The 22,953-nt window shown below is 62.0% G+C and carries 27 protein-coding genes, 3 tRNA genes and 1 pseudogene; 9 read left to right on the top strand and 22 right to left on the bottom strand.

Annotated features, from left to right (window positions below; genetic code table 11):
- Positions 1-17 precede the first annotated feature (17 nt).
- Positions 18-530 (bottom strand): nucleoside deaminase, encoded by a 513-nt coding sequence (locus DEIPE_RS06850; protein ID WP_015235250.1) that lies wholly within the window; start codon positions 528-530, stop codon positions 18-20.
- Positions 531-698: 168 nt separating this feature from the next.
- Between DEIPE_RS06850 and DEIPE_RS06845 the strand changes: the two genes are divergently transcribed.
- Together DEIPE_RS06845 and DEIPE_RS06840 are read left to right on the top strand one after the other, a co-directional pair.
- Positions 699-3,068: an isoamylase gene (locus DEIPE_RS06845; RefSeq protein WP_015235249.1), complete on the top strand. Its 2,370-nt coding sequence runs from the start codon at positions 699-701 to the stop codon at positions 3,066-3,068.
- Between the two features lie 117 nt (positions 3,069-3,185).
- Positions 3,186-3,944: a sulfite exporter TauE/SafE family protein gene (locus DEIPE_RS06840; protein ID WP_041230737.1), complete on the top strand. Its 759-nt coding sequence runs from the start codon at positions 3,186-3,188 to the stop codon at positions 3,942-3,944.
- A 34-nt stretch (positions 3,945-3,978) separates the two neighbouring features.
- On the opposite strand, the gene DEIPE_RS06835 is transcribed toward DEIPE_RS06840, so the two are convergent.
- From DEIPE_RS06835 to DEIPE_RS06805, 7 genes are all read right to left on the bottom strand, one after another.
- Positions 3,979-5,304 carry a VWA domain-containing protein gene (locus DEIPE_RS06835; protein ID WP_015235247.1) on the bottom strand — a complete coding sequence of 442 codons (1,326 nt, stop codon included), beginning with the start codon at positions 5,302-5,304 and terminating at the stop codon, positions 3,979-3,981.
- A gap of 51 nt (positions 5,305-5,355) precedes the next feature.
- The gene (locus DEIPE_RS06830; protein ID WP_015235246.1) at positions 5,356-6,603 is read right to left on the bottom strand and encodes a TerD family protein; all 1,248 of its coding nucleotides are present in this window, start codon (positions 6,601-6,603) and stop codon (positions 5,356-5,358) included.
- Positions 6,604-6,726: 123 nt separating this feature from the next.
- Positions 6,727-7,302 (bottom strand): TerD family protein, encoded by a 576-nt coding sequence (locus DEIPE_RS06825; protein ID WP_015235245.1) that lies wholly within the window; start codon positions 7,300-7,302, stop codon positions 6,727-6,729.
- A 199-nt stretch (positions 7,303-7,501) separates the two neighbouring features.
- Positions 7,502-8,287, bottom strand: coding sequence for a hypothetical protein (locus DEIPE_RS06820; RefSeq protein WP_015235244.1), 786 nt, complete (start codon positions 8,285-8,287; stop codon positions 7,502-7,504).
- The gene (locus DEIPE_RS22065; protein WP_052326650.1) at positions 8,284-8,574 is read right to left on the bottom strand and encodes an MDR/zinc-dependent alcohol dehydrogenase-like family protein; all 291 of its coding nucleotides are present in this window, start codon (positions 8,572-8,574) and stop codon (positions 8,284-8,286) included. The genes DEIPE_RS06820 and DEIPE_RS22065 overlap by 4 nt, the downstream gene beginning before the upstream one ends.
- Positions 8,575-8,763: 189 nt before the next feature.
- On the bottom strand, positions 8,764-9,066 hold the full coding sequence (locus DEIPE_RS06810; protein WP_015235243.1) for a hypothetical protein: 303 nt from the start codon (positions 9,064-9,066) through the stop codon (positions 8,764-8,766).
- Positions 9,067-9,101: 35 nt separating this feature from the next.
- Positions 9,102-9,317 (bottom strand): hypothetical protein, encoded by a 216-nt coding sequence (locus DEIPE_RS06805; protein ID WP_041230735.1) that lies wholly within the window; start codon positions 9,315-9,317, stop codon positions 9,102-9,104.
- 125 nt (positions 9,318-9,442) lie between these two features.
- On the opposite strand from DEIPE_RS06805, the gene DEIPE_RS06800 reads away from it, so the two are divergent.
- Complete coding sequence (locus DEIPE_RS06800; protein WP_015235242.1) at positions 9,443-10,003, top strand: TetR/AcrR family transcriptional regulator; 561 nt, start codon at positions 9,443-9,445, stop codon at positions 10,001-10,003.
- 134 nt (positions 10,004-10,137) lie between these two features.
- On the opposite strand, the gene DEIPE_RS06795 is transcribed toward DEIPE_RS06800, so the two are convergent.
- Positions 10,138-10,608, bottom strand: a complete 471-nt coding sequence (locus DEIPE_RS06795; protein ID WP_015235241.1) for a response regulator — start codon at positions 10,606-10,608, stop codon at positions 10,138-10,140.
- Between the two features lie 655 nt (positions 10,609-11,263).
- Complete coding sequence (locus DEIPE_RS06790) at positions 11,264-11,878, bottom strand: hypothetical protein (RefSeq protein WP_015235240.1); 615 nt, start codon at positions 11,876-11,878, stop codon at positions 11,264-11,266.
- 455 nt (positions 11,879-12,333) lie between these two features.
- Between DEIPE_RS06790 and DEIPE_RS06785 the strand changes: the two genes are divergently transcribed.
- Both DEIPE_RS06785 and bluB read left to right on the top strand, forming a co-directional pair.
- Complete coding sequence (locus DEIPE_RS06785) at positions 12,334-14,037, top strand: S8 family peptidase (protein ID WP_015235239.1); 1,704 nt, start codon at positions 12,334-12,336, stop codon at positions 14,035-14,037.
- A 60-nt stretch (positions 14,038-14,097) separates the two neighbouring features.
- On the top strand, positions 14,098-14,793 hold the full coding sequence (gene bluB / locus DEIPE_RS06780; protein ID WP_015235238.1) for a 5,6-dimethylbenzimidazole synthase: 696 nt from the start codon (positions 14,098-14,100) through the stop codon (positions 14,791-14,793).
- A gap of 103 nt (positions 14,794-14,896) precedes the next feature.
- Here bluB and DEIPE_RS06775 read toward each other — a convergent pair whose 3' ends face one another.
- Entirely contained in the window at positions 14,897-15,160 is a 264-nt protein-coding gene (locus tag DEIPE_RS06775; protein ID WP_217218465.1) for a response regulator, read from the bottom strand.
- Between the two features lie 90 nt (positions 15,161-15,250).
- Between DEIPE_RS06775 and DEIPE_RS06770 the strand changes: the two genes are divergently transcribed.
- Positions 15,251-15,478, top strand: a complete 228-nt coding sequence (locus DEIPE_RS06770; RefSeq protein ID WP_041230734.1) for a hypothetical protein — start codon at positions 15,251-15,253, stop codon at positions 15,476-15,478.
- Between the two features lie 92 nt (positions 15,479-15,570).
- On the opposite strand, the gene DEIPE_RS06765 is transcribed toward DEIPE_RS06770, so the two are convergent.
- The 8 genes and pseudogenes from DEIPE_RS06765 to DEIPE_RS06730 all read right to left on the bottom strand — a co-directional run bounded on the left by DEIPE_RS06765 (position 15,571) and on the right by DEIPE_RS06730 (position 20,207).
- Positions 15,571-15,834: a hypothetical protein gene (locus DEIPE_RS06765; RefSeq protein ID WP_015235236.1), complete on the bottom strand. Its 264-nt coding sequence runs from the start codon at positions 15,832-15,834 to the stop codon at positions 15,571-15,573.
- Positions 15,831-16,121: a hypothetical protein gene (locus tag DEIPE_RS06760; protein ID WP_015235235.1), complete on the bottom strand. Its 291-nt coding sequence runs from the start codon at positions 16,119-16,121 to the stop codon at positions 15,831-15,833. The genes DEIPE_RS06765 and DEIPE_RS06760 overlap by 4 nt, the downstream gene beginning before the upstream one ends.
- 156 nt (positions 16,122-16,277) lie before the next feature.
- On the bottom strand, positions 16,278-16,574 hold the full coding sequence (locus DEIPE_RS06755) for a hypothetical protein (RefSeq protein WP_015235234.1): 297 nt from the start codon (positions 16,572-16,574) through the stop codon (positions 16,278-16,280).
- Positions 16,571-16,837, bottom strand: a complete 267-nt coding sequence (locus tag DEIPE_RS06750) for a hypothetical protein (protein ID WP_015235233.1) — start codon at positions 16,835-16,837, stop codon at positions 16,571-16,573. Before DEIPE_RS06750 ends, DEIPE_RS06755 begins: the two co-directional genes overlap by 4 nt.
- A 424-nt stretch (positions 16,838-17,261) precedes the next feature.
- Positions 17,262-17,680: pseudogene (locus DEIPE_RS24850) on the bottom strand (Tn3 family transposase); the annotation flags it as partial.
- Positions 17,681-17,904: 224 nt separating this feature from the next.
- On the bottom strand, positions 17,905-18,966 hold the full coding sequence (locus DEIPE_RS06740; protein ID WP_015235232.1) for a chemotaxis protein CheB: 1,062 nt from the start codon (positions 18,964-18,966) through the stop codon (positions 17,905-17,907).
- A gap of 496 nt (positions 18,967-19,462) precedes the next feature.
- Positions 19,463-19,849 carry a hypothetical protein gene (locus DEIPE_RS06735; protein ID WP_015235231.1) on the bottom strand — a complete coding sequence of 129 codons (387 nt, stop codon included), beginning with the start codon at positions 19,847-19,849 and terminating at the stop codon, positions 19,463-19,465.
- A gap of 55 nt (positions 19,850-19,904) precedes the next feature.
- The gene (locus tag DEIPE_RS06730; RefSeq protein WP_015235230.1) at positions 19,905-20,207 is read right to left on the bottom strand and encodes a hypothetical protein; all 303 of its coding nucleotides are present in this window, start codon (positions 20,205-20,207) and stop codon (positions 19,905-19,907) included.
- A gap of 151 nt (positions 20,208-20,358) precedes the next feature.
- On the opposite strand from DEIPE_RS06730, the gene DEIPE_RS06725 reads away from it, so the two are divergent.
- The 3 genes from DEIPE_RS06725 to DEIPE_RS23830 all read left to right on the top strand — a co-directional run bounded on the left by DEIPE_RS06725 (position 20,359) and on the right by DEIPE_RS23830 (position 22,277).
- A complete protein-coding gene (locus DEIPE_RS06725) occupies positions 20,359-20,562 on the top strand; it encodes a hypothetical protein (RefSeq protein WP_157448788.1) in 204 nt (67 codons plus the stop codon).
- A 187-nt stretch (positions 20,563-20,749) separates the two neighbouring features.
- Positions 20,750-22,036: a tyrosine-type recombinase/integrase gene (locus DEIPE_RS06720; protein WP_041230733.1), complete on the top strand. Its 1,287-nt coding sequence runs from the start codon at positions 20,750-20,752 to the stop codon at positions 22,034-22,036.
- Positions 22,037-22,082: 46 nt separating this feature from the next.
- On the top strand, positions 22,083-22,277 hold the full coding sequence (locus tag DEIPE_RS23830) for a hypothetical protein (RefSeq protein ID WP_157448787.1): 195 nt from the start codon (positions 22,083-22,085) through the stop codon (positions 22,275-22,277).
- Between the two features lie 341 nt (positions 22,278-22,618).
- Here DEIPE_RS23830 and DEIPE_RS06715 read toward each other — a convergent pair.
- The 3 genes from DEIPE_RS06715 to DEIPE_RS06705 all read right to left on the bottom strand — a co-directional run bounded on the left by DEIPE_RS06715 (position 22,619) and on the right by DEIPE_RS06705 (position 22,950).
- Positions 22,619-22,695: transfer RNA gene (locus DEIPE_RS06715), tRNA-Arg, on the bottom strand.
- 73 nt (positions 22,696-22,768) lie between these two features.
- Positions 22,769-22,842, bottom strand: a tRNA-Gly gene (locus DEIPE_RS06710).
- Positions 22,843-22,873: 31 nt separating this feature from the next.
- Positions 22,874-22,950: transfer RNA gene (locus DEIPE_RS06705), tRNA-Pro, on the bottom strand.
- Between the last annotated feature and the right edge of the window lie 3 nt (positions 22,951-22,953).

The raw sequence follows: 22,953 nt of genomic DNA, 5'->3' as shown, positions 1-22,953 counted from the left end.
CTGAACCGCACGCCTTCCTATCGCCCAATCCAGAATTCCCGGTGCATCTCGGCGGCTTCGTCCTGCAGCGCAGGGCCCAGCACCCGGACGGCGCGTTGGCCATGCGCGAACACCTCCCGGCAGGGCAACGCGAACGTCGGATTTTCCGGGTGGTCCCCTGTGAGGCCAAGCAGCCGCTCCTCGGACAGGGCGTACACCACCCGTCCGACGTTGCACCAGTAGATGGCCCCGGCACACATGCAACACGGCTCCGCGCTGCTGTAGAGCGTCGAAGACTGCAACTGCGCCGGGGTGCGCAGGCGTGCCGCCTGCGCCACCGCGAGCATTTCGGCATGCCGTGTCGGATCACCTGCGGGGGGCAGCGAGTCGTTCACCGCCTCCGAGACGATTCGACCCTCCGCGTCCACGACCAGCGCCCCAAAAGGATGCTTCCCGGCAGCCCTGGCCCTGGCGCTCAGGGCGATGGCGCGTCTCAGAAATTGCAGGTCGTTTGCGCTGAGGTCGCTTTCCGTTCCAGCCGCTGCGCCCATACCACCTCACATTCAAGCGTACCAGGCACGGAGGGGGCGCCGAACGGGGCGAGCTGTATTGACGAACGCTCAAGGTCAGGGCAGAGGGCGCGGAATGTTAAGCTACCCCGAACAGACAAGAAACACCGTGCGGCAGCCAGTATTTGTCCGCACAGCACAGGAGCGTGTATGCGGACACCCGGCCTCGGTCTGACCCTTGTTTTCCTTCTCGCGGCGTGCGGAACCCAGGACACCACGCCCACCTCACCGGACACGCTCACCGCCCAGGCGCTCAGTCCAACCTCGCTCGGTGCGCGGTACACCGACTCCAGTGGCACGGCCACCGGCACGTCACACATCACCTTCCGGGTGTATTCCTCGCGCGCTTCGCGCATCGAGGTCTACCTGTACGCCGCCGCCAGCGGGCAACAGGAAAAAGTCCGCTACGTGCTGACAAAAAACACCACCACCAACGTCTGGAGCTCCACCGTCTCGGTCGATACCCTCAAGAACACCTACGGCATCACCGGCCCGGTGTATTACGGCTACCGGGCCTGGGGGCCCAACTGGACCTATTCCAGCTCCTGGACCAAGGGCAGCAGCGCCGGTTTCGTAACGGACGTGGACGCAAACGGCAACCGCTTCAATCCCAACAAGCTGCTGCTCGATCCTTACGCGCTGGAAATCAGCCACGACCCCATCAGCCCCAGCAGCGGAAACTACTCTGGCACCGTGTACGCCTCCGGCGCGGATCACCGGCTCAAGGACAGCGGTGTGGTGGCCTCCAAAGGCATCGTACTGGCCAGCGACACCAGCAGTTACGGCACCAAACCAAGCCGCGCCCTCAAGGACGACGTGATCTACGAAGTCCACCTGCGCGGCCTCAGCAAGGGTGACAGCAGCGTCAGCTGCGCCGGTACCTACGCGGGCGCGGGCGCGAAAGCCGCCGCCCTGCAGTCGCTTGGTGTGACTGCCGTGGAATTCCTGCCGGTGCAGGAAACCGACAACGACGCCAACGACGCGAACGACAGCGCGACCGGGCGCTCATCGACCAGCACCAGCGGTGACAATTACTGGGGGTACATGACCCTCAACTACTTCGCGCCCGACCGTCGCTACAGCTGCGACAAAAGCGCCGGTGGGCCCACCAGGGAATTCAAGGCCATGGTCAAAGCCTTCCACGACCGGGGCATCAAGGTCTTCATCGACGTGGTGTACAACCACACCGGTGAGGGCGGTACCTATACCAGCACCGACCCCAGCGTCGCGAACATCATCTCCTGGCGCGGGCTGGACAACCCCACCTATTACGAACTCACGAGCGACAACCAGTACTACTACGACAACACCGGCGTCGGCGGAAACTACAACACCTACAACCCGGTGGCGCAGAACCTGATCGTCGATTCGCTGAAGTACTGGCGTGACGAGCTCGGCGTCGACGGTTACCGCTTCGACCTGGCCAGCGTTCTCGGAAATACCTGTACCAAGGGCTGCTTCAATTACGACAAGCTCGATTCCAACACGGCCCTCAACCGCATCGTGCGTGACGTTCCCCCCCGCCCGGCGGGAGGAGGCAGCGGCGTGGACCTGATCGCCGAACCCTGGGCAATTGGCGGCAACTCCTATCAGGTGGGCAACTTCCCGAGTGGCTGGAGCGAATGGAACGGCTATTACCGCGATCTGCTGCGCAAAGACCAGAACAAACTCGGCTCCGAAAGTGTCACGCCCGCCCAGCTCGCCACGCGCTTCGCGGGCTCGAGCGACCTGTACGGGGATGATGGCCGCAAGCCCTGGAACAGCGTGAACTTCATGGTCGCGCACGACGGCTTCACCCTCAAGGATCTGTATTCCTGCAACAACAAGAACAACTCTCAGGCCTGGCCGTACGGCCCCAGCGACGGCGGGGAGGACCACAACAACAGCTGGGATCAGGCGGGTGTCGCGAGTGACCAGCGCAAAGCCGCCCGCAACGGCCTGGCCTTCCTGATGCTGAATGCCGGCACGCCCATGCTGACCGGCGGTGACGAATTCCTGCGTGGCGTGAACTGCAACAACAATCCCTACAACCTCGATTCGGGCGCCAACTGGCTGAATTATTCCCTCAATACCGACCAGACGAACTTCAAGTCTTACGCGCAGAACATGATCGCCTTCCGCAAAGCCCACCCGGCCCTGCGTCCGGCCAGCTTCTACTCGAGCGCGGACACCAACGGCAACGTCATGGAGCAGCTGCGCTGGTTCAAGCCTGACGGTCAGGTGCCCGACAGCACCTACTGGAATGACGCCGCCAACCACGCCCTCGCTTACCGCATCGACGGTACCGAGTTCGGTGATTCTGCCAGTGCGATCTACGTGGCCTACAACGGCTGGTCGGGCAGCGTCAATTTCACCCTGCCGTGGCCGGGCGCCGGCAAGAGCTGGTACCGCGTGACCGACACCTGCCCCTGGGCGGAAGGCAGCAGTCAGGTGGACCTGAATGCCGCCTCCAACGTCGGGGGAGAGTACGCGACGTACGGCCTGTGCGGCCGCAGTGTGCTGGTGCTGATCGCCAAATAGGCCGAGTCACCGAGAACAGTACGGTACCTTTATCCGGAAGAGGAGGTCGGGATACCCGACCTCCTCTTTCACTTCTGTGCCCGGCAAAATGCTTCGCAAAGCTGCTAACGTACCCCGGTGCCAGACCCGAGCGTGCTCCTGTTTGCCCTGCCGCTGGCCTTCCTGGCTGGTTTTGTCGACGCCATTGCCGGTGGAGGCGGCATCATCACCATTCCAACCCTGTACTTCATGGGCCTCTCTCCGGCGCAGGTCGTCGCGACCAACAAACTGCTGGCAATTTTTGGCGGTGCCACCGCGTCTGTGCAGTTCTGGCGCAAAGGCCACGTCGACCGGGCACTCATCTTGCGAATCGCGCCCGTCGCCCTGCTCGGCAGCACCCTCGGAGCGCGGCTGGTGCTGGGATTTGACGATGACGAGCTGTTTCGCAACATCATCGCCGCGCTTATCCTGCTGGTCGGCGTGCTGGTCGTGACGAACCGGAAACTCGGCCTCTCAGGCCGCTACGAGGGCCTGACCCACCGCACCTTCTTGATTGCCCTGCCGGCCATGTTCGCCATCGGCGTCTACGACGGTTTCTTTGGCCCCGGCACCGGAACTTTTCTGATGTTCGTGTTCGTGCGTTTTCTGTACTTCGATTTCGTCACCGGCAGCGGCAACGCCCGCGTCATCAATTTCCTCACCAACCTCGCGGCCTTCCTGGCGTTCCTGCTGTCCGGAGCGATGGTGTGGTGGATCGGTTTGCCCATGGGAATTGCCAACGCCCTCGGCGCCGCCCTGGGCGCCCGCATGGCCATCTTGCGGGGCAGCACGTTCGTGCGGGTGGTGTACCTGGGAATCGTTTTGCTGGTGGTGGTCCGGCTGCTGACGGCCGGTTGAAACCGGCCGTCGGTTTGTCACTCAGCGGGGGCGCTCAGCGCAGCCCCTGAGGCAGCATGCGGTGCGCCTTGGCGCTGCGCAGAAACTCCGGGTATTCCTGCACGAGACGGTCGTACAGTTCGGCGTCGCCAACGCGGTCGATATCGTTGACCGCAACGAAGTCGGCGTTGTCGATCAGGCGGCCCCGCAGGTCGTCGAGGCGCTGCAGAAACTGAAAGCGCTCGTGGCCCACCCCGAGGAACTTGTAGAACAGCGGTTCGTAGCTGCCGTCCATCAGTTGCTGCACGGCCACGTCCTGACCTTGGGTCTCGCCGTCCGTCACGAACATCACGTACACCGGCAGGCTTTGCTCGAAGGGCTGCTTGCGCTTCACGGCGTCACCGAAGTAATGCCGGCGCAGCAGCTGCATCGCCTTGCCGTACTGGGTCCCGCCTTCCAGACGGGTGGTACGCATCAGGCGATTCACGTAGCCGGTGACGTCACGCACGCTCACTTCACCGGCGTACTGCGCGTTCACGCCGAACAGAAAGACGTCGATGCGGCCGTCATCGTCAAAGCGGCTGCCAAGCGCGAGGGCTTTTTCGACCACACGCTGCACGGTGCCGTTGGCGTACAGGCCCTGCATACTGCCGCTGATGTCCAGCACCAGGGCCATGCGGGCGGTGTGCTCGTCGAGCCCTTTCTTCTGCAAGCTCACCTGCGCCTGCTTGACAAGACTCACCAGCTGCGGCGCACTGTGCTGAATTTCCTTGTCGAGCCTTACCCGGGCCTGCTTCTTGAGGTCGACGGGCGCCGTCGGTGCAGGCGCGGGCGTGGGCGGCGCGGGCGCGTCGGCGGCCACCTCACCGCCGAACGAGACGAGCAGCGCGTCCAGACCACCGTTGAAACCCTGCCCGACCGCCGCGACACGCCACTCGCCGGCGTGCTGATACACCTCGGCGACCATCACGGCTTTCTCCGCCTGAAAGTCCGCGCCCTGGTAAGCGTACCGCGCGAGTTCCTGGCCATTCGAGCGAAGTGACCAGGTGCCAGTGCCCGCCCTGGAAAAGGGGGTGTCGTCGTGCGTGGCGACGAACATCAGACGTGTGACCGTCGGGGGAAGCTGCGCGAGGTCCAGCGTGAAGGAGGCGTGCGCACTGCTGGGCTGGGCGTCGGTGGTAATTTCGCCGTGCGGACTGCGCGGCTGGTTGTAGAACACGAAGTACGTGTCGTTTCGGAGCTTCCGGTCGCCGTCGAGGCCAAAGACGCTGACATCCGCGCCCGGGAGTCCGGCGTCGAAGGTGACACTCAGGGTCTGGCTGGCCCCGAGGTCGGTCAGTTTGCGCTTTTCGCCGCGTGAAAGTTGCACTGGAGTTGTCACAGCATGATCCTCCCGATGAGAAACCGCTCGCGGCAGCGGGCGGCCAGATGCTTATTTGCTGCCCCGCGTCCACTGAAAGCCGAAGACGTAGTGCTCGTCGCACTGCTTGTGGCCCGCGAAGTAGCGCTCTTCCTTGCGCACCATGAGCTGGTTGCCCTGTTTTTCGAGCAGTGCCACCGCGCAGAAGGTGGCGCTGCTCGACGGATTGTCGAGGTTCAGCTTCACTTCGTTCCCGGCGGTGTCCTTCAGGGTCATGTGCGCGTTCACGTCGCGGAAGTTGCTGGTGCCTTCGTAGATGAAGGCAAAGATCAGCACCCGGCGAATCAGGTCCGGTTTTTCGACGTAGAGATTCTCGCCGTTCGCACTGACGCCACTGCGGTCGTCCTGGTCGATGTAGATGTAAGGAAAGGTGCCGCTGCACCCCAGGTTGCGCCCCAGGGCCTGCATCACGCCGCTGCTGCCGTCCTCCATCTCGAACATGCAGCCGAGGTCGAGGTCCGCGCTGCCTGAGGCGCGGCCGAAAAAGCCGCCGCGCGCGGCCTGCTGCGTCCAGTTGAGGTTGACGTGTACCACCTGCTGGCCCTTGCTGAGGCTGATGCGTGCGCTGTCACCCTGCTTGTGCAGGGTGACCTTGGTGAGCGACACGGGTGGCCCCGACGAGGGGGGGCGCTCCGGTCTGCGCGTGTCGATGCTTCCGGCGGGGTTGTTTTTCTGGGCAGACGCGGGACGGTTCACGTCGACCATGGGCGGGTTCGCTGAAGGAACAGGCGGTGTCGGCGGAGCGCTGACGCTGCTGCCGAAGTGCGCGACGAGCGCCGCGAGCCCGCCGCTGAAACCCTGCCCGACCGCCGCGGCGCGCCACTCGCCGTTGCGTTTGTACAGCTCCAGCACCATGATCGCGCGTTCCGTCGGAAAGTCAGTTCCGCTGAACGTGTACGAAGCGCGCGCCTCGCTGCCCTGCAGGATGCTGACTTCACCCCGTCGGACACCGCGCAGTTCTCCACCGTCCGGCGTGACCGTCAGAACCATTTTGTGCACGCGGTGGTTCACCCGTTTCAGGTCGACCGTGAAGCGCGTCTCACCCTGAAAGTTCGCGTAACGCACCGAGCCGTCCGGGCTGGCGTCCTGGTTGTAAAACACGATGTGTTCGTCGCCGGGAACCTTGTCGTGCTCGTCGAGCAGGAAGCAGGCGACGTCGTACTCGTGCGCGTCGCCGGTGATGCTCGCGCGCAACTCGAAGGTGGAGGAGGTGATCAGCGCACTGAGGGGCACACGCTGACCGCGTTGCAGCTGGGTCATCAAGTCACCTGTCAATAACGAGAAGGGCGGGCGCGATCACGCGCCATCAGGTCCGCGGAGTGCGACAGTGCGGGCTGCGAAAAAGGGAGGAACTTGCGCTCCTCCCCTGATGTGGCCGCCCGATCAGACGTTGACGCCGTAACTCTTTACCAGCGCCTGAAAGCCTGCGTCGTATCCTTCGCCGCGCGCCTTGAACTTCCACTCGCCATTGTGGCGGTACAGCTCACCGAAGATCATGGCGGTGACGGTGCCGCCGTCCTCGGTCAGGTCATAGCGGGCGACTTCCGTGCCGCCGTCGGCATTCACCACGCGGATGTAGGCCTTGTCGACCATGCCGAAGTTCTGGTTGTTCGCCTGGCCTTCGTAAATCACCACACTTGCCACGATCTTGTCGACGTCCGACGGAACTTTTTCGAGGTTGATTTCGATGGTTTCGTCGTCACCCTCTCCTTCGCCGGAGCGGTTGTCGCCCGCGTGAACGACGCTGCCGTCAGTGCTCTGGGTGTTGTTGAAGAAGATGAAGTCGGCATCCGAGCGCACCTGCCCGTTGGCGCCGAGCAGAAACACCATCGCGTCGAGGTCGAACTTCTGACCGTCGGTCTTGCGTGGGTCCCAGCCGAGCCCGAGGGTGAGCCTCTTCATGGTGGGGGCTTCTTTGGTGAGACTGACGTTCCCGCCTTTTTTCAGTGAAACTGCCATGTTGTCCTCCTGGAATCGAGTGCGTTGTCAGGTGACCTTGCCGTAAAACGGCTCAGGAGCATTCTAACCTGCCCTGGCCGCCTGGCGGCACCTGCACCGGCGCCGGGTCCGCTGTCGTCGGGCCCTGTGCCTCCTGTTGAGCTGTGCCTCCTGTCGAGAGGTGTCACGCTCCCTTCAGTTGCCCGACAGGAATCCACTGTCAGGCAGAGTGACCGCGCCGTTCTTCACACGCCGCAGTGAACACTGCCCGGGTCTCCGTGGCGCTCAACCCGTTGGGCCACGACTCGATCAAGGCCCGCGCGAGCGCGTGCGCGCCGGATTTGAAGTCCGGGTGTTCCCGAAGTCGGCCCTCAATCCGGCTTACCACTGCTTCCGGGCTTTCTCCTCTGGCTGCACTGCGCAGATACTGCTCGACTTGCCGCTCATCGTGCGCGCTGAGTGAAAGTGGCGTGCCGCCTGGCAAGGCCAGCAGGCGCGGCGCCAGGCCGAAGGCCACCAGTCGCTCTGGAAGGTCCAGACCCAGCTCACCGCCGTTCACCACGACGCGCCGTTCCTGACCCTTCCAGGTCCAGCGCAGCGTGGCACTGGGTCCCGGATGCCGGGTGGGCCGTGCTACGCCGCCCGGATAACTGCGCCTGGCAGTCGTCCATGACAAAGCCGGCTCGAAACCGGCGAGCAAACCGGCCGCGCCGTGCCCGGCTTCGTGCAGCGCCACTTCCGTTTTCCAAAGCAGGGCGTGCGCGCGCGTAAAAGCCCGCAGCATGGCCGGGCGCCGGGTGAGCCACCCGAATGGCACCTCCAGCAATGCCTCGAGCTCTGATACGGCGTGAAATTCGTGCTGCCACCAGAGTGCCCGTGGCGCCCAGCTCACCTCCACCCGGCGGAGTTGCCCGGTGACCCGGCGAGCCTGCGTAACAAGCGGGTCTTCGGGCACTCTGGCGTCCAGTGAGTGCAGCAGCTTGCCCAGCAGACCGGCAGTGCTCACAGGCCCGGAACGGGTCCGACTTTCAGCCCGCCGCTCTGCCGCTCATCGAAGGCTTTGTAGGCCGCGAGGGCGTGACTCTTTTGCTCGACGTGCGAGAGCGGCTTGGTGGGATCGAGGGTAAGCTGCTGAATGAGGTCGGGCAGCATCGGAATGTACTTGCGGTGATTGCAGTTGCCCATCTGCACCGTGAGGTTCTTGTTCATCGCCCGGCCGATCGGAAAGCTCTGCATGGTCTGCGGGTAGACACCGGCGATCGGCAGCGCGGCAGCTTTGGACAGCGACTTCACTGCCCACTCCAGCGCCAGGCTGGGCGCGTTCCCGGCATTTCAGACGGTTCCTTGTGGGGCCACCTGCTGCACTTCCTGCTCGAACTACTCACGCTCTTCTCGCGTCTGAGGCGCGGTGGGGCCGCCGTGGGCATGCTGGGCGTCCACGCCGACCGCATTATCGCGCGGTCCAGCCCGATGCCACATTGTTCAGGCACACTCGCCTTCCTTGAGGCAAGTGCAGAAGTAACGTGCGGCCAGGCCGATCAGCCAGCTGTGGGCGTCGAGAGACGATTTCTTGTGGCATGACGCGCACTCCTGAATCAACACGAAGACGTCCTCGACGGCCTGCAGCGGCCGCGCGAGCCGCTGGTGGCGCGCGAGGGCGAGCAGGCAACCCGCGTGACGGCGGTGCAGTTCTCGCAGGGCCTGCTCATCATGCAGAGCGACGGCGCACAGAATGTCCGCGTCGCTCCGCTTTTCCCAGCCTGATCGTAGTGAGGTTGAAGACATGTCCGATTCAAAGAAGTAAAGATCAGCGTGCGTGTTCAGTGGAGGTCGTTGCTGCGCGCCCAGTCGAGGACAAACGGCTCACCGCTGAGAGGATAGCCGTGCAGCAGCAGGGGAGTTTTCCGTCCCTGGCTGACGTAATGAATTTGTGCGCCGTTTACGTTCAGCGTCCCTTCCTGGCGGGCTCCACCTTCCGTGCCTCCTGCCATGACAGGACCGAAGAGGGCGAGGGCAAACGAGTGGCAGTTGAGCATGATGGTCTGTCTCTCTTTCAGGGGCAGGCGGAGGCGAAGTTGCGAACTCAGTTGTATTGCTGACTTAGCGTACGGTGGAGGTACGTCAACAAAATTCGATTGCACTTCATGGCATCTTGAGGCCCATGACCGGCCGCTCTGCCCGCAACAAACGAAACCAGATCGTCACCGCGGCGCTACAGCTCTACCGTACCAGGAGCGTGTGCGACAGCACCCTCAAAGATGTTGCCCAGGCCGCCGGCATTCCCCTGGGAAATCTCTATTACTACTTCAAGACGCGTGACGAGCTGATCTATGCCGTTCTCGACGGATGCGAACGGGAACTGCTCGAACTGCTCGCAAGCCTGCCCAGCGAGCCAGCACCAGCCTGGTTCGCCGCCTACTTCGACTGGCTGCTCGAAGACCCCGACGAAGCGGCGCGCAATGGTTGTCCTTTCGGAACGCTCGCCACTGAACTGCGCGCGATGGGCAGCCCCGCGGCTGTGCGCGCGGTCCAGGTAGTGCAGGTGTACCTTGACGCTTTTCGTGAGCGTGTGCGTACGTTTCAGGTTCCCACAGAAGAGGCAGACGAGATTTTCCTGACCGTACAGGGTGCCTACGTCATCGCCCGGACCCTCAACGACCCCGCCCTGTTCGAACAGGGTGTCCGGCGCTTGCGTGAGCGCATGGAAGTCAGGCTGTCCTGACGCCTGCCCCGGTGTAATGGCACGAAAGGCACAAGCCGCACCAGCAAAGGGCACCGCAGGACGGTCGTGTGTTCCCGACGCTGTGAGGCCAACCGTTTCGGTGCCTCCAGGCGGCCACGAACGGCGTCTGGCGATCAGTGGGTCACGGGCTCGTGCGGCGGAAGCAGCACGTCGCCCAGGTAAAACTGCGCGAGGCGACGCAGGGCCACGAGAAAGTCGGCAACCCGCTCGGGTTTCACCATGTAGGCGTTGGCGTGCTGATGGTAGCTGCGCCACACGTCCCCCTGCTCTTTGGACTGCGTCAGGATCACCACCGGGATGCTTCTCATCAGCGGATCGCCCTTGACGCGTTCGAGCACCTCGAATCCGCCACATTTTGGCAACCCGAGGTCCAGCACGATCAGGTCCGGTCGGGGTGCCCGCTCAAACCCACCGCGCCGCGTCAGATAATCCAGTGCGGCCGCGCCATCCGCGACGATGTGCAGGTCGTGGCGCCGGTCGACTTGTCCGAAAGCTTCCTGGACCAGGCTGACGTCAGTCGGGTTGTCCTCGACCAGCAGAACCTGGGGAAGGCGATTGTAAACAGAAGACCTGGAATTACGCATATGTCGCCCGACAGGTGTTCAGTTTCCCAGCCACCTGTCCGGCCAGGGTGTAAGCAACGTTCAGCCGCCTTGAAGTCTGAAGGTCAGCGGAAGGTGCGCTCGTGCCGAGCCCATCCGTACGTGCCTCAAGTTCCATCGTGGACCGCAAGGCACTGCAAGACGTACGGTGCCTGCTGAAAGCTCAGCCGGACCGCGCTGAGGACGTCGAGCGTGAATTCATTGCTGATCCGTGCACGGTGACGATCTCAGGGGATGACCAGAAGATAACGCGCAGCGATTACGGATCGTTATGCGAGTCACGCCAGCACAGCAAAAACACCGGCCAAAACAGCAACGGGGATCACTACGTGAATCGCGCGAGGAGACAACGTTATAGGCTTCCCCTGCAAGCAGCATCACCCTCGTCCACGCGCGGTGTGCTCCCCAGGGTGAGCAGAAGTGCCTCGCTGCCGTGAAGTTGTGACGACACAGAAGAGGAACAATCTGGTCTCAGTGACGTGCTTCGTGAACAGCGCTGACCCCTGTGATGGCATTGGGTACCGAGCACGATGAAAAGGATGTTTTCAGCGAAACTTCCCCTTGACGGATCACGTCCCAGAACAAGTAAACGTCCCGGTCAGGATTGACCGGGACGAGAGTAAGGGGTTCGTTGTGCTTAAGGCCGGCCTGCGCCCGTGCGCGGAGCAGGAGGCGTAGGAACAGTGGGCGTAGCAGGCTGCTCGGTGGAGACGGTGGCGTTTCCGGAACCGCTGGTGGCGTGGTCCATGCCTCCGGCGGAGTGCTCTGTACCCGTTGCGGCGTTGGTGTTGCTCAGGCCGCTGGTGGCAGCGTCGGCTCCCGCGGTCGTGGGCTTGCCGGCGCCGCTGGGTTTCGCGCTGGCGGCTTTCGCTTTTGCTTCAGCGGCCTTCGCTTCGGCAGCGGCCTTGGCGGCCGTGGAGCGTTGCGCGGCGGCCTCGCGGTTCACCACCGCAATCAGCGGGAGGGTGAGGCCCTTGTACGTCACGAAAACCATGCCGCTCTCCGCGTTGACCTTGGTGATGTCGTACGTTTGAGTGTTGTTCTCGCCGTACGTGACGCTCACCTGTTTGGCAAGGCTCAGGTCGGTGGTTTCCGCGCCGCTCTCGTCGAGGAGGGTGACGGTGGCGCCGGAAGCGACGAGCGCTTTGAGGTAGCTGGACAGGGCAGTGCTGGTGCTGGTTTCGGTGGTCTGCGCGCTGGCAGCGCCGAAAGCAAGGACGAGGGCGGCAGTGATGGTAACGAGTTTTTTCATGTGGTTCTCCTGGTCGGTCTCACCATTGGCTCGCTGTCTTCCGGGTGACCGGGTATGGAAGGCAGGTCATTGCGCATCAGGAGGGAGGGCGGTACGGGATAGGGAAGGTGGAGTTGTCTTGTCCCGTGTGGTGGGGTGGCCTGCAGAGGTGACGGCTTGTGTGCTTCGCTTCCTTCTGCGCCCTCAGTATTTACTCATGAAGCTGACACATTTCTGACAAAGAACATGAAAAAGATCACACCCCCCTAAGAGGGGGTATAAGGCAAAAATAACGACTGCGGCGAGATCGTTTTCTCGATGAAGAATTCAAGTCAGAAAAGTGTCATGCCCCCAGCTTTATCTTCTTCTCAAGAGGAACACACCAGTACGACCCTCGGAGGCGCAGACCTTCACCCACCTAACCGGTCACCTGGGGTGAAGCGAGCCAATGGTGAGACCGCACGAGGAGCACAACCATGCCTACCCGCCTGAGCCAAATCGCTCTCCTGACCTTCACCCTCACCGCTTGCGGCACCACCCAGACCAGCCCAACAGCCCCTCCAACCACCAGCCCAGGCAGTATCTCCGGCGTGGTCACCCTCACCAGTGCGGCCAACATTGCCGCTCACCCCACGCCACAAGCGCTCGACCTCACCCAAGTCATCCCCGGTGAGTTCATCATCCGCATCCGGAACTCCGGTGGCTCTGCACCAGCGTCCATCAACGTCGAAGGCTACACCCTCCACGCTCAACGTGAGCTCACGCTGGATGACACCTGGCTGTTCAGCTCGCCCACCGCCAGCATCGAGCGCACCGAGGCGATCCTGGCGTCCCTGCGCGCCCGACCCGACGTGCTCTTCGCCGACCCGAACGTCCGGGTCAGCCTCACGGCGACGCCCAACGACACGTACTACAAAAACCAGTGGCATTACCCCGCCATCAACCTCCCACAGGCCTGGGACATCACCACCGGCACCAGCACCACCGTCGCCGTGATCGACACCGGCATCCTGTACAGCGACACCACGAGCGGCAAACGTCATCCCGATCTGGTCAACAAGGTCCTGCCCGGCTACGACTTCATCAGCGACACCACCACCGCCAACGACGGTGATGGACGCGACGCGGACGCGTACGACAGCGGTGACGAAACCAGTGGCCAATCCTCCTACCACGGCAGTCACGTGGCCGGCACCATCGCCGCTGCGACGAACAACAGCAAAGGCGTCGCGGGAGTGAGCTGGAACGCCAAGATCCTGCCCGTCCGCGTGTTGGGCGTGAATGGCGGGGACATGACGGACGTCATTGACGGCATCCTCTGGTCCGTCGGAAAGGCGGTGAAGGACGTCCCGGCCAACCCCAACCCGGCGGCCATCATCAATCTCAGCCTGGGCGCTACCGGCAGCTGCCCCACCTCCCTGCAAGCCGCCCTTGACGCCGTGAACAGCACTGGCGCTATTTCCGTCGTTGCCGCTGGAAATGAGAACACAGACGCCTCGAAGGTGTTCCCTGCCAACTGCAAGAACGTCCTGACCGTCGGTGCCACCAACGCCAGCACCAGCCGCGCCAGTTACTCCAATTACGGCAGCCCCATTGATGTGATGGCCCCCGGCGGCGAATCCACCAAGGGTATTCTCAGCACCTGGTACGATGACACCAACAAGACCTACGCCTACGCCGCCATGGCGGGCACGAGCATGGCCACTCCACACGTCGCCGGGCTGGTGTCCTTGCTGAAGGCACAGCGACCGGCGCTGACCCTGGCGGACGCGGAAGAAGTGCTGCGAGCCACCGCCACTCCACTGACCGCGACGGCCTGCAACCGCCCATCGGGTTCAGACTGCGGCGCGGGGCTGGTGGACGCCGCCAAAGCGTTGACGGCGGCTGAGTCCACACCAACACCCCCCACCACGACCGCAGCAAAAACCTTCGTGCAAGCGGTGTACATGAACGGCACTTCGCCTGATCCTGTGCGGTCGAAGATCCTGGATCTGGGTACGGTCAGCAGCAGCACTCCGTATGTTGTGCCGGAACTGCCAGCCGGTCGGTACGCCGTGAATGTATTCACGGACCTCAACGGCAATGCTCAGCTGGACGCTGGAGAACCCAATGCGAAGTACCCGGATCTGGTGACTGTCGAATCCGGGCAGCAGGAGCAAGGCATCGACCTGAGCTTGTAAGCGGAGTGGGACGGACCGCTCCTTTCAGGCTCTGGCAGCGGGTAATGCTAGACTTCCGACATGCCCCGACCGCCCGATTTCAGCGTCGAGGAGCGTCGCGGCGTCTACCGAGCCATTTCAGAGCGGCGTGACGTGCGCTCGCAATTCATGCCAGATCCCATTCCCGCACCGATCCTCCGGCGCCTGCTGCAAGCCGCACATCACGCTCCCTCAGTTGGATTCATGCAGCCCTGGGACTTCATCCTGATTGATGACCTGCACGTCAGGCAGCGCGTGAAGCGGCTCTATGAACAGGAAAACGAGCGGGCTGCGCAGCACTATCAGGGCGAACAGGCCGAACTGTACCGTCGCCTGAAGTTGGAAGGCATCCTGGAAAGCCCGCTGAACATTGTCGTGACCTGCTCCAGGTCGCGTGGCGGTCCGCACGTCCTGGGAAGAAACACGGTCCTGGACGCCGATTTGTTCAGCGCCTGCCTGGCCGTGCAGAATTTATGGCTCGCCGCTCGCGCGGAAGGCATCGGGGTCGGCTGGGTCAGCATTCTGGATGAGCGATGCCTTGCTGACGTCTTGCACTTGCCCGCAGACGTGTACCCACTCGCCTATCTGTGTGTCGGGTACGTCAGCGAATTTTTGACCGAACCGGAACTTCAGACACGTGGTTGGCGCTCCCGGCTCCCTCTGGAGGACCTGCTGCACCATAACTTCTGGGGTGAGTCCGACAATATCGGGGCATTGATCGATCAGCAGGTGAAGTGAGCCCTCCGGAAGAGTGATCGCCATACAGGTCGCTTCGCCCGTTCCGTTTGTCTGCTTGCCGTGCGCTACACCCTCCTGACCTTCTCGTACCACGATCTTGCGATTAAGCTTCCGGGCGGGTCGGGAGGGCGGCGAGCTTCAGCCAGAATTTGAGCAGCTCAGCCACGAGCGCCAGGAACTGAGGGAGATCCACTGGCTTCGTGACATAAGCGTTCGCTCCCAAATCATAAGTGCGGTCGATGTCCCGCTCATCCTGTGATGTCGACAGCATCACAACTGGTACGCGCCGCATCACCGGATCGGCCTTGAGCCGCGCGAGCAGCTCAAAGCCATTTATCCTGGGCATGTCCACGTCCAGCAAAATCAAGCTCGGGGGTACGCTGCCCTGGCCTGCAGTTGATCGTCAGCATCCAGAATCCTCCAGAGTGGTCTGGGGCTGATCAACCTGGCGCTCCTGTTGTTCTTCATGGTACCAAACGGCATCTGGTGGTTTGCCCTGACCTCGGTCACCTTGTGGGTGCATGGCTTTTGCGACATGGTGCTGTCAATGAATGGCCTTCATGGCGAGGCACGCAGGGCAGAGAACGTTCCTCCACACGCAGCCATGGCGTTCATCGGGTGGAACAATTCCATCATGGTCCTGGCCATGAATATCGTTGCCGTGTTCTTGTCCTGGATCGTCTGAACCGGCTGTATATGTTGCTTCTCATTTAATAAGTCGCGATCTTGTCCTTATCAGCGCTCGAAAGAGCGCTTTTTTCGTTCCTTCGCCTGCTGCTAGGGCTTTGGAAATTTGAGAAACAACCGCGCCGCCTCGAACAATTGCCGGAAGAGTTCAGAAATGTCAGTACCCCGCTCCTTGATGACGATGTGCTTGTCCACGGCCACGGTCAGCAGCAGCCCAGCGGGGAGTTCAGCCAGCAGGTCTGGAGGAACGTCTGTCGCTTCCACCACGCACTTGTTCTCCTGCAACCAGTGCAACTGTTCACGCTGCTCGTCGCTGAGTTGTTCCGTCCACGTTTTAGCCAGGCTTTTGCTCATGGCTCCTCAGTTGTCTCTGGTCGGTTCACGTACATGAACAGCGCCTGCGCCCCCTGGTACGCCTTCTCGAATATTTCGGGAAGCTCTTCCGCCGTACCGCGAATCTTCACGACCGCGTGCTTGTCCACGAGGACTTCGATAATCAGCCCCTCAGGCATATCGTGCAGCGGGTCGGCTGGGGCGGCTTGCGCTTCGACAGTGCATTTCGCGGCTCTCAGGACTCGAAGGCGCTCACGCTGCTCTTCGGTGAGATAGTTCGTCCAGGTAATGGCAATATCCTCGTCCATAAGTCACGGTACGCCTCGACCTTCGTGTGAACTGGACGCTGATACTCAACCCGTCTTAAGTGTCTGTCGAATCCCGTACTGCTTACCCGATTACTGCTGCTAAGTACGATTAGTGGCAGTAAAAACAGGGTGGTCTCGGCTCTTTGACTGAGGTCTTCAGCTCCGCAGCCAGGCCACCAGTCGAGACCACCATCCCGGTGACGCGGCGGGGGTTGATGGAATGACCGGTGAGTGTTCCTGCGCGGAGTGAAAAACTATCCGCAGTCTCTCCGGATTCATCGCGGCCAGCACCTCGGTACGCAGGATTTCACGCACTTGGTCGGCATCCAGGGGGGCGCTCGGGGGTGGCAGAGCGCCCTGTGCGCCCTCCTTTATGGCGGCGAGTTCTTCCCGCAGCACCACGCGCAGCTCCTCGCGGATAAGGGCGCGCAGGTCATCCGGCAGGCTCCTCACGACCGGAGGGGCGACTGCGGCTGCAGTTGCGCCCTGAGCGCGTCACCCACACTGGTGAACTCCTGCCGGTGAACGCACGCCAGCGCGGTTCTGAGCGCCTCGACCGACGCTTCAGGCCACAGGCGCTCCAGGTGCTCACCCCTGGGGAGCACCTGGCCGGTGACGTCCTCCAGCGTGGCGGCGTGACGGCGCAGGGCAGGCATCGAGAGGCCCAGCAGCTCCGCGACCTGGCGGGGCGTGCGAACGAGCGCGGGGGAGTCCATGTCACACCAGCGTGCCACAGGGGGCGCTCGGGGTGCTCGGGTCACGAGTCGCTCGGGGTGATCGAGCGCCTGGAGCGCCTGAGAGTGATACGAAAGCTCTCTCCTATGAGGCTTGCAAGCCGTGCTGGTGGAGGTCATGGGCCCATCAGGACTGAGCACCAAAAGTCTGCCTGGCTGGACCCCCCGGATGACACGATAAAGTCTCGCTGTGACGGCCATTGCATGTCGTGCTGGCGCACCTTGAGCAGGATAGGCACCCACATGAATAAAGGCTGCCAGGAGGCCCCAGGAGACGCGGGAATCTGAGAGACCCCGGTCGTGCCTGCAGCCTCCTCACGGGTCTCCTGCAGGTCTCAGGCATTACAGGCCTGACGTTACTGTCGGCGGGATAAGTCACGTTAGAAAGGCAAAGCACAATTAGCAGTTATGCTGTCCAAGCCATCCCCAACTCCTCCACGGCATTTGGATCACGCAAGGAGCGCATGACCCCTGCCGCAACGTCATCGGGCACCTCGAAACGATACCGGCCCAGCATGTTGACGTGCGCGAACTTCAGCGGCGATAAGCGCGCGATATCCTCCTTGATCACGTCCTCGCCGAGGCCCTCCAGCCACTCCAGAATCGCTGCGGTGTACCGGGTGTTCCACAGGACAACGCGTTCACTATGAAACCCAGCGCGCCCAGTACGTCTTCCTGCCCGTCGCGATACCGTTCCCGCACCTCATCCCGCCGGCCATGAAAGACCGCGCGGGCCAGGCTGTGTCGGCTCTCTCCCCGGTTAAGCTGCGTCTGAATGCGGCGCCGGTACCCTTCGTCGTTCAGGTAATTCAGCAAGTGCAGCGTCAGAAGGGGCACGTTCAGAAGTTTGTGTGCGGGAGGAGTGCTCAGGCACGCAGGGGCAGGGTGCCACCTTCGGCTTCAGTTTGCCGAAGCCGCGCTGACTGCCGCGCATCGTTCGATCGTCGTGCGGGTCCGCAAGCCGCTTTTTCGTTTCCTGACCTCGGTTAAAGGTAACTGCGGCCTGGCTTGCTCACGCCACCTCCTGTTCCACCTCTTGTCGGGAGCCCTCAATCCCCATTCTTTGTCACCGTTGCGTCGTTCTCACCTTGCAGGAGGCCCGTTTCGCTCAAGCGACGGTTGCTCAGCGCCAAGTCACGCGCGCCTTGGCCCCATGCTTCCAACTCGTCAATCGGACCGAGGAGCACCTGCGCGCGGCGCTCGTCCCCCAGTTCCTGGGAGTGCCGCGCGAGGCGGCGCAACAACACCTCGGTCTCTTCCAGCGAGCGCAACAACTGATACGCCTGCGTCTCGCTGTTCTTCGACAAAGCGCTCAGCAGGCTGTCGGAGTTGAACGCGTGCCCGGTGTGGCAGCGAAAGCGGATAATGCTGCCTTCACGCAGCTCCACCATCGTCCCGTGGCACTCCGGACACGAGATGAACGACGCCTGTCCGAGGTCGAGGACACCCCGCTGGTACGCGCGTTCATCCCGCGCCACCTTGGTCTCTACCTGCAGGCGCCGCAGTTCCTGTTCATCCATCGCTTGCACTTCCTCTTCCCGCCGGTCCTGCGTGACGAGGCTCACCAGCAGCGCCGCGAGTTCCTGCAGCGGCACGACGTGTTGCACGTCCACATGTGACAAGGCGCTTCGGGGCATGGAGTCGTACTCGGCGTCCTGGGGGTCTTGTACCACCGTGATGCCCCCGCGTTGACGGATGGCCCAGAAGCCGGACGTGCCGTCGCTCAGCAGCCCGGTGAGAATGACGCCGATCACGTCGCTTCCCCGCGTGTACGCAGCGGAGCGGAACAGCACGTCCACAGCAGGCCGGTGGCGGTTCTCCGTGGGGCCTTTGGTCGCTTCTACGTGATCGCCGTCCACGTGCAGGTGATGGTCGGGTGGCGCGAGGTAGATGCGGCCGGCCTGAAGGCGTTCGCGGCCCTGAGGCTGCTGGGCGGGCAGCGGCCCGCAGCGGCTGAGAATCTCGGGAAGAAGGGACGGCGCGTCCGCTGAAATGTGGAGCACGATGCCGAGGGCAGCGGGGAAGTCCGGCGGCAGCTGACTCACGAGGTGCTTCAGGGCGGCCACTCCGCCTGCGGACGTGCCGATGACGACAAGTGGGAGACGGGTCATCCCTTACAGTACACAGATGTGACTTCTGGGAACGGTGCAGGAATTCAGGGTTTCTTGACAGACGGAAGTCGAGCGACCTGCTGCCGTTCGGAAACACAGCACCACCAGCCCCTCGCTCTCCAGCATTGGGAAGGGGCGCCAGATCGACCACAGGCACCCCTGACGCTTGGCGGGTCTATGAGCTGCAGATTCCAGGCATAAGTCACAAGAATTCGCCGACAAAATCGACTGCTTGTCGGTACCCTGGCAAGGACGCCGTGAAGCGAGAAGTGTGCCGTGGCTGGCTCACGCGACTTCCTGTTCCAACTCTGATTCCGTTGGCGAAGTTCCAGAGGCAAGTGGCTGCCTCGCCAGTTGCGGCAATGTAGACGAATTATTTAGCGCTTCCTGCTGATTCGACTTTGCCAACGGAGATCAACTCTTGTTGAGGCCAAATGACCGTAATTGTGCTTTGCCTTTCTAACGTGACTTATCCCGCCAACAGTGACGTCAAGCCTTACAGCTTGAAGTGCAGCACGAGAGCGCTGCGGCCAGTTGCGCGGCAGTCCTCGATCAGGTCGAGCAGCACGGTGCTGGAAGCGTCACAGGCTCGCACCAGGCTCTGCTCGAAGTCACTGCCGGCGCTCAGCTCGGCCTGCAGGTCATCGAGCAGAAAGCGCGGATCGAAGGCTAGCAGGCTGGCGAGCCACTCCAGCACCGGCAGCTCCTGCACCTCGGTCAAGGTGGCGCGCAGGGTCGTCGGGTTGTTGCGCGCACCGAACTGCATGGTGAGGGTCTGGCCTGGCCTGGCGGTCCTCAGGCGGTCGTCGAAGCGGATGGTGGCGGTCTTCTGGCCGGACTGGACCAGGTCGAGCGCGGCGAGCGGGAAAGTCACGAGCGGCATGTGTCCTCCAGCAGAAAGAGGAGGCTGGTCATGCCTCCTCTTTCCTGTGGCTTTTTCAGGCGGCGTAGAAGGAGCGCATCGCGCGGCAGGCGGCGATCTCGGCTTCGTAGTTCTCGGCCATGCGGATGCCGACCGCGCCGAGCTTCACGCCTGGGAGGAAGTTCACCAGCGCGTCGAAGGCATCCACCTGCCATTCGAGCCAAGTGTCATAACTCGGGATGACGGTCGTGCTCACGGTGTCCTTGGTGATCGTCACGGTCAGGTCGGGGTTCAGGACGATCACCTCGCCGCTGGTGTACCGCTCGAAGATCACGCCTGGACGTGGATTCCCTGGCTTGCCGGTGGCAAAATCCTGCATAGTCCTACACCTCTGTCTGGGATTCCTGAGTGAGCGCTTCTTGCCGGTCGCTTCTCGCTCAGGTGATCTTATTTTCAACCCTAGAGTTGATAATTGCAACTCTAGGGTTTATGATGTGAGCATGTCAGTTGAAAGGGGTAGGCTCATGACCGTGAACGAACAAATCAAAGAGGCCGTCCGCGAGCAGATGTTCCGAAAACGCCTTAACCAAAGCGAAGTCGCCCGACAGCTCAACCTGACACCTCAAGCGCTTAGCAAGACACTCAGACGCGGTGAGATGCCCGAAACCTGGGGTAGGCTCCTGGAACTGCTCGACCTCGAACTGATTGCCGTGCCCAAAGAGCGTCAGCAGTGACCCATGCGCCCCTGACCGGAGGAGTTCCCCCTAGCAGGCGCTTACAGCATCAACAGGAGCGCGATCAATCTCGTGCGAAAGGCAATCTGAGATGTCGAAGAGTGACGACAAGAAGACCAGAACTCGAGGGAACGGTCAAGGCACTATTCATGAATACCGGCCAGGCAAGTACCGTTGGGCAATCACCATGGGCTACACGGTGGACCCCACGACCGGGAAGAAGAAGCGCCAGGAGCTATCTGGTGTAGCGAACAGCAAAAGAGAAGCGCAGAAGGCATTGCGTGATCGGCTGACTGACCGGGATCGTGGCCTGCTCGCCTCCGCCGACAGCATCACTGTCGCGGACTTCGCGGAGCGCTGGCTGAGCCGTCAGACTCAAGCCCGAGCGCGAAGCGTGGCGCTCTACCGACAGGAGTTGGGGTACGCGCTGGCCCTCATCGGTTCCATGAAGGTAAAGGACGTGCGCGCTCGACACCTGAAAGATGCGCTTACGGTGCTCTCAAAACAGGAGATGACGAAAGACAAAGGCGTGGGTCTCGGCAAAGGCCAGTCGATGAGCGGTCGGACGCTCGCTAAGGTCGCTACTCGATTACGCACCGTGTTTCGAGAGGCTGTACAGGATCAAATCATCTACGCGAATCCGATGGACGGTGTGAAGACGCCCAAGACACAGGCAACCGAGCGTACTGGCCGAGTGCTGGACTTCGAGCAAATCGCGCGTCTCCACGAGGTCGGCGCGGCGTTGCATGCAGCAAGGCTTGCGCGTCTCTGGCCTGCACTCTTCACGGCGGTCAGCGTCGGGATGAGGCGCGGCGAGGTGATGGGACTCACCTGGGACAACGTTGACCTTGAGCGTGGTGTGCTGAAGGTCCGTCAGCAAATGGTGATTGTGGAACGCGAGGCGAAAGGTGGAGGAAAGAAGAGCGAGGTGCTGCTCGCTGACCTCAAGACCACGTACTCCCGGCGTGACATTCCTATGCCTGCGAGTCTGACGGCGGCGCTCAAGGCACATAGAGAGCTCCAAGCGTGGGAGCACGAGGTGATGGGGGAAACCTGGCGTGACACCGGCGCAGTCTTCGCCACCGAGGAAGGCGAGTTCACCCACCTGGACAATTTGAACCGCGCCTTAGCCGTGCTGCTTGAATGGAGTGACCCTGAAACGTTTGAGGAGCGCGCCAAGTACGTGCGGAAGATCGTGGAGCCTGACAAGCTGGCGCACCTTGAGGCGGTCGTGCGGAGCGGCAAGAAGCTGCCTATGATCTCACCGCATGACCTCAGGCACACTTACGCGACCCTCGCGCTGCGGCGCAAGGTGCCAGTGAAAGTCGTGAGTAAAATCCTCGGCCATGCGCGGGTCCCGATCACGCTGGACGTATACCGGCATGTTCTGGACAACGAGAAGCGGGAGCAGACGGTGGACTTGTTCGCAGAGCCGCTAACAATACGAGCCTCTTCCCAAGGACTAACGAATTGAAAAGGTCTTCCGGCTGATGGAAAAGCATTTAACCTTATCTTAAGGTATGACGAACGACGACCAACGCCGCACAGGAATCACCATGCGTGGGAGTGATATCGAAGACTCAATTATCTCGGACAACGTGGTTAGTAGCGATTTCCATGATGGAATCATTATCAGAGCTGATGGAAAAATCGTCGCGTTCGAGCCGAGAGGAACATTGTTGCGTCTGGCAGTCCAGACTTCATCGAAGCTTTAAGCAGGCTTAAAGGCATGATCAAAACGTCGGGTGAGGATGAAGCGATCAGAACCGAGGCGCTTAGGTTGGCAGCCGAGCTCGAGGCTGCAAGCGAAATTGCTCAGCCGGACAGCACAGCTCAAAAGAGCCTTCTTCAGCGTCTACGGACTACCTTAACGCCTATGATCGCTTCTTCAGCGGTGGGAGCGTCCGTTGAAAGAGGTATTGAATACTTGTGGAGCTTGCTCGAATAGCGCCAACTACACGATTTGCGTTACGCACGCATTACGCACAAGAGAGCCTGTGGCGAATTGCTCCACCCACAGGCTCTCTCGTTTTGCCGTCCTAAACGGCTTTTGTTTTGGCGCGCCCTGAAGGATTCGAACCCTCGACCGACCGCTTAGAAGGCGGTTGCTCTATCCGGCTGAGCTAAGGGCGCAAAGCGCTGAGGGCGGGGCGACGTGTCACCCCGCCCTCAGCAGAGCGAGCACCAACGAGGTCAGTGCCGTATTTGGAGCGGGATCACGGATTCGAACCGAGGCCAGAAGCTTGGAAGGCTGCTGTGCTACCACTACACCAATCCCGCAGATCACGTGGGCTTTCCTGACCGTTGGTCCTGGTCGAGGCGACTGGATTCGAACCAGCGACCCCTTGGTCCCAAACCAAGTGCGCTACCAGCCTGCGCTACGCCTCGGCG

It is taken from the genome of Deinococcus peraridilitoris DSM 19664, from assembly GCF_000317835.1.
In the GTDB taxonomy this organism is placed as follows: domain Bacteria; phylum Deinococcota; class Deinococci; order Deinococcales; family Deinococcaceae; genus Deinococcus_A; species Deinococcus_A peraridilitoris.
This window is presented reverse-complemented; position numbering and strand designations above follow the sequence as displayed.

Excerpts from the sequence above, each read along its gene's own strand:
- DEIPE_RS06850 (WP_015235250.1), bottom strand. The coding sequence starts at position 530 with ATGGGCGCAGCGGCTGGAACGGAAAGCGACCTCAGCGCAAACGACCTG.
- DEIPE_RS06845 (WP_015235249.1), top strand. The coding sequence starts at position 699 with ATGCGGACACCCGGCCTCGGTCTGACCCTTGTTTTCCTTCTCGCGGCG.
- DEIPE_RS06830 (WP_015235246.1), bottom strand. The coding sequence starts at position 6,603 with ATGACCCAGCTGCAACGCGGTCAGCGTGTGCCCCTCAGTGCGCTGATC.
- DEIPE_RS06825 (WP_015235245.1), bottom strand. The coding sequence starts at position 7,302 with ATGGCAGTTTCACTGAAAAAAGGCGGGAACGTCAGTCTCACCAAAGAA.
- DEIPE_RS06810 (WP_015235243.1), bottom strand. The coding sequence starts at position 9,066 with ATGTCTTCAACCTCACTACGATCAGGCTGGGAAAAGCGGAGCGACGCG.
- DEIPE_RS06805 (WP_041230735.1), bottom strand. The coding sequence starts at position 9,317 with ATGCTCAACTGCCACTCGTTTGCCCTCGCCCTCTTCGGTCCTGTCATG.
- DEIPE_RS06800 (WP_015235242.1), top strand. The coding sequence starts at position 9,443 with ATGACCGGCCGCTCTGCCCGCAACAAACGAAACCAGATCGTCACCGCG.
- DEIPE_RS06795 (WP_015235241.1), bottom strand. The coding sequence starts at position 10,608 with ATGCGTAATTCCAGGTCTTCTGTTTACAATCGCCTTCCCCAGGTTCTG.
- DEIPE_RS06790 (WP_015235240.1), bottom strand. The coding sequence starts at position 11,878 with ATGAAAAAACTCGTTACCATCACTGCCGCCCTCGTCCTTGCTTTCGGC.
- DEIPE_RS06785 (WP_015235239.1), top strand. The coding sequence starts at position 12,334 with ATGCCTACCCGCCTGAGCCAAATCGCTCTCCTGACCTTCACCCTCACC.
- bluB (WP_015235238.1), top strand. The coding sequence starts at position 14,098 with ATGCCCCGACCGCCCGATTTCAGCGTCGAGGAGCGTCGCGGCGTCTAC.
- DEIPE_RS06765 (WP_015235236.1), bottom strand. The coding sequence starts at position 15,834 with ATGAGCAAAAGCCTGGCTAAAACGTGGACGGAACAACTCAGCGACGAG.
- DEIPE_RS06760 (WP_015235235.1), bottom strand. The coding sequence starts at position 16,121 with ATGGACGAGGATATTGCCATTACCTGGACGAACTATCTCACCGAAGAG.
- DEIPE_RS06750 (WP_015235233.1), bottom strand. The coding sequence starts at position 16,837 with ATGGACTCCCCCGCGCTCGTTCGCACGCCCCGCCAGGTCGCGGAGCTG.
- DEIPE_RS06740 (WP_015235232.1), bottom strand. The coding sequence starts at position 18,966 with ATGACCCGTCTCCCACTTGTCGTCATCGGCACGTCCGCAGGCGGAGTG.
- DEIPE_RS06735 (WP_015235231.1), bottom strand. The coding sequence starts at position 19,849 with ATGCCGCTCGTGACTTTCCCGCTCGCCGCGCTCGACCTGGTCCAGTCC.
- DEIPE_RS06730 (WP_015235230.1), bottom strand. The coding sequence starts at position 20,207 with ATGCAGGATTTTGCCACCGGCAAGCCAGGGAATCCACGTCCAGGCGTG.
- DEIPE_RS06720 (WP_041230733.1), top strand. The coding sequence starts at position 20,750 with ATGGGCTACACGGTGGACCCCACGACCGGGAAGAAGAAGCGCCAGGAG.
- DEIPE_RS23830 (WP_157448787.1), top strand. The coding sequence starts at position 22,083 with ATGACGAACGACGACCAACGCCGCACAGGAATCACCATGCGTGGGAGT.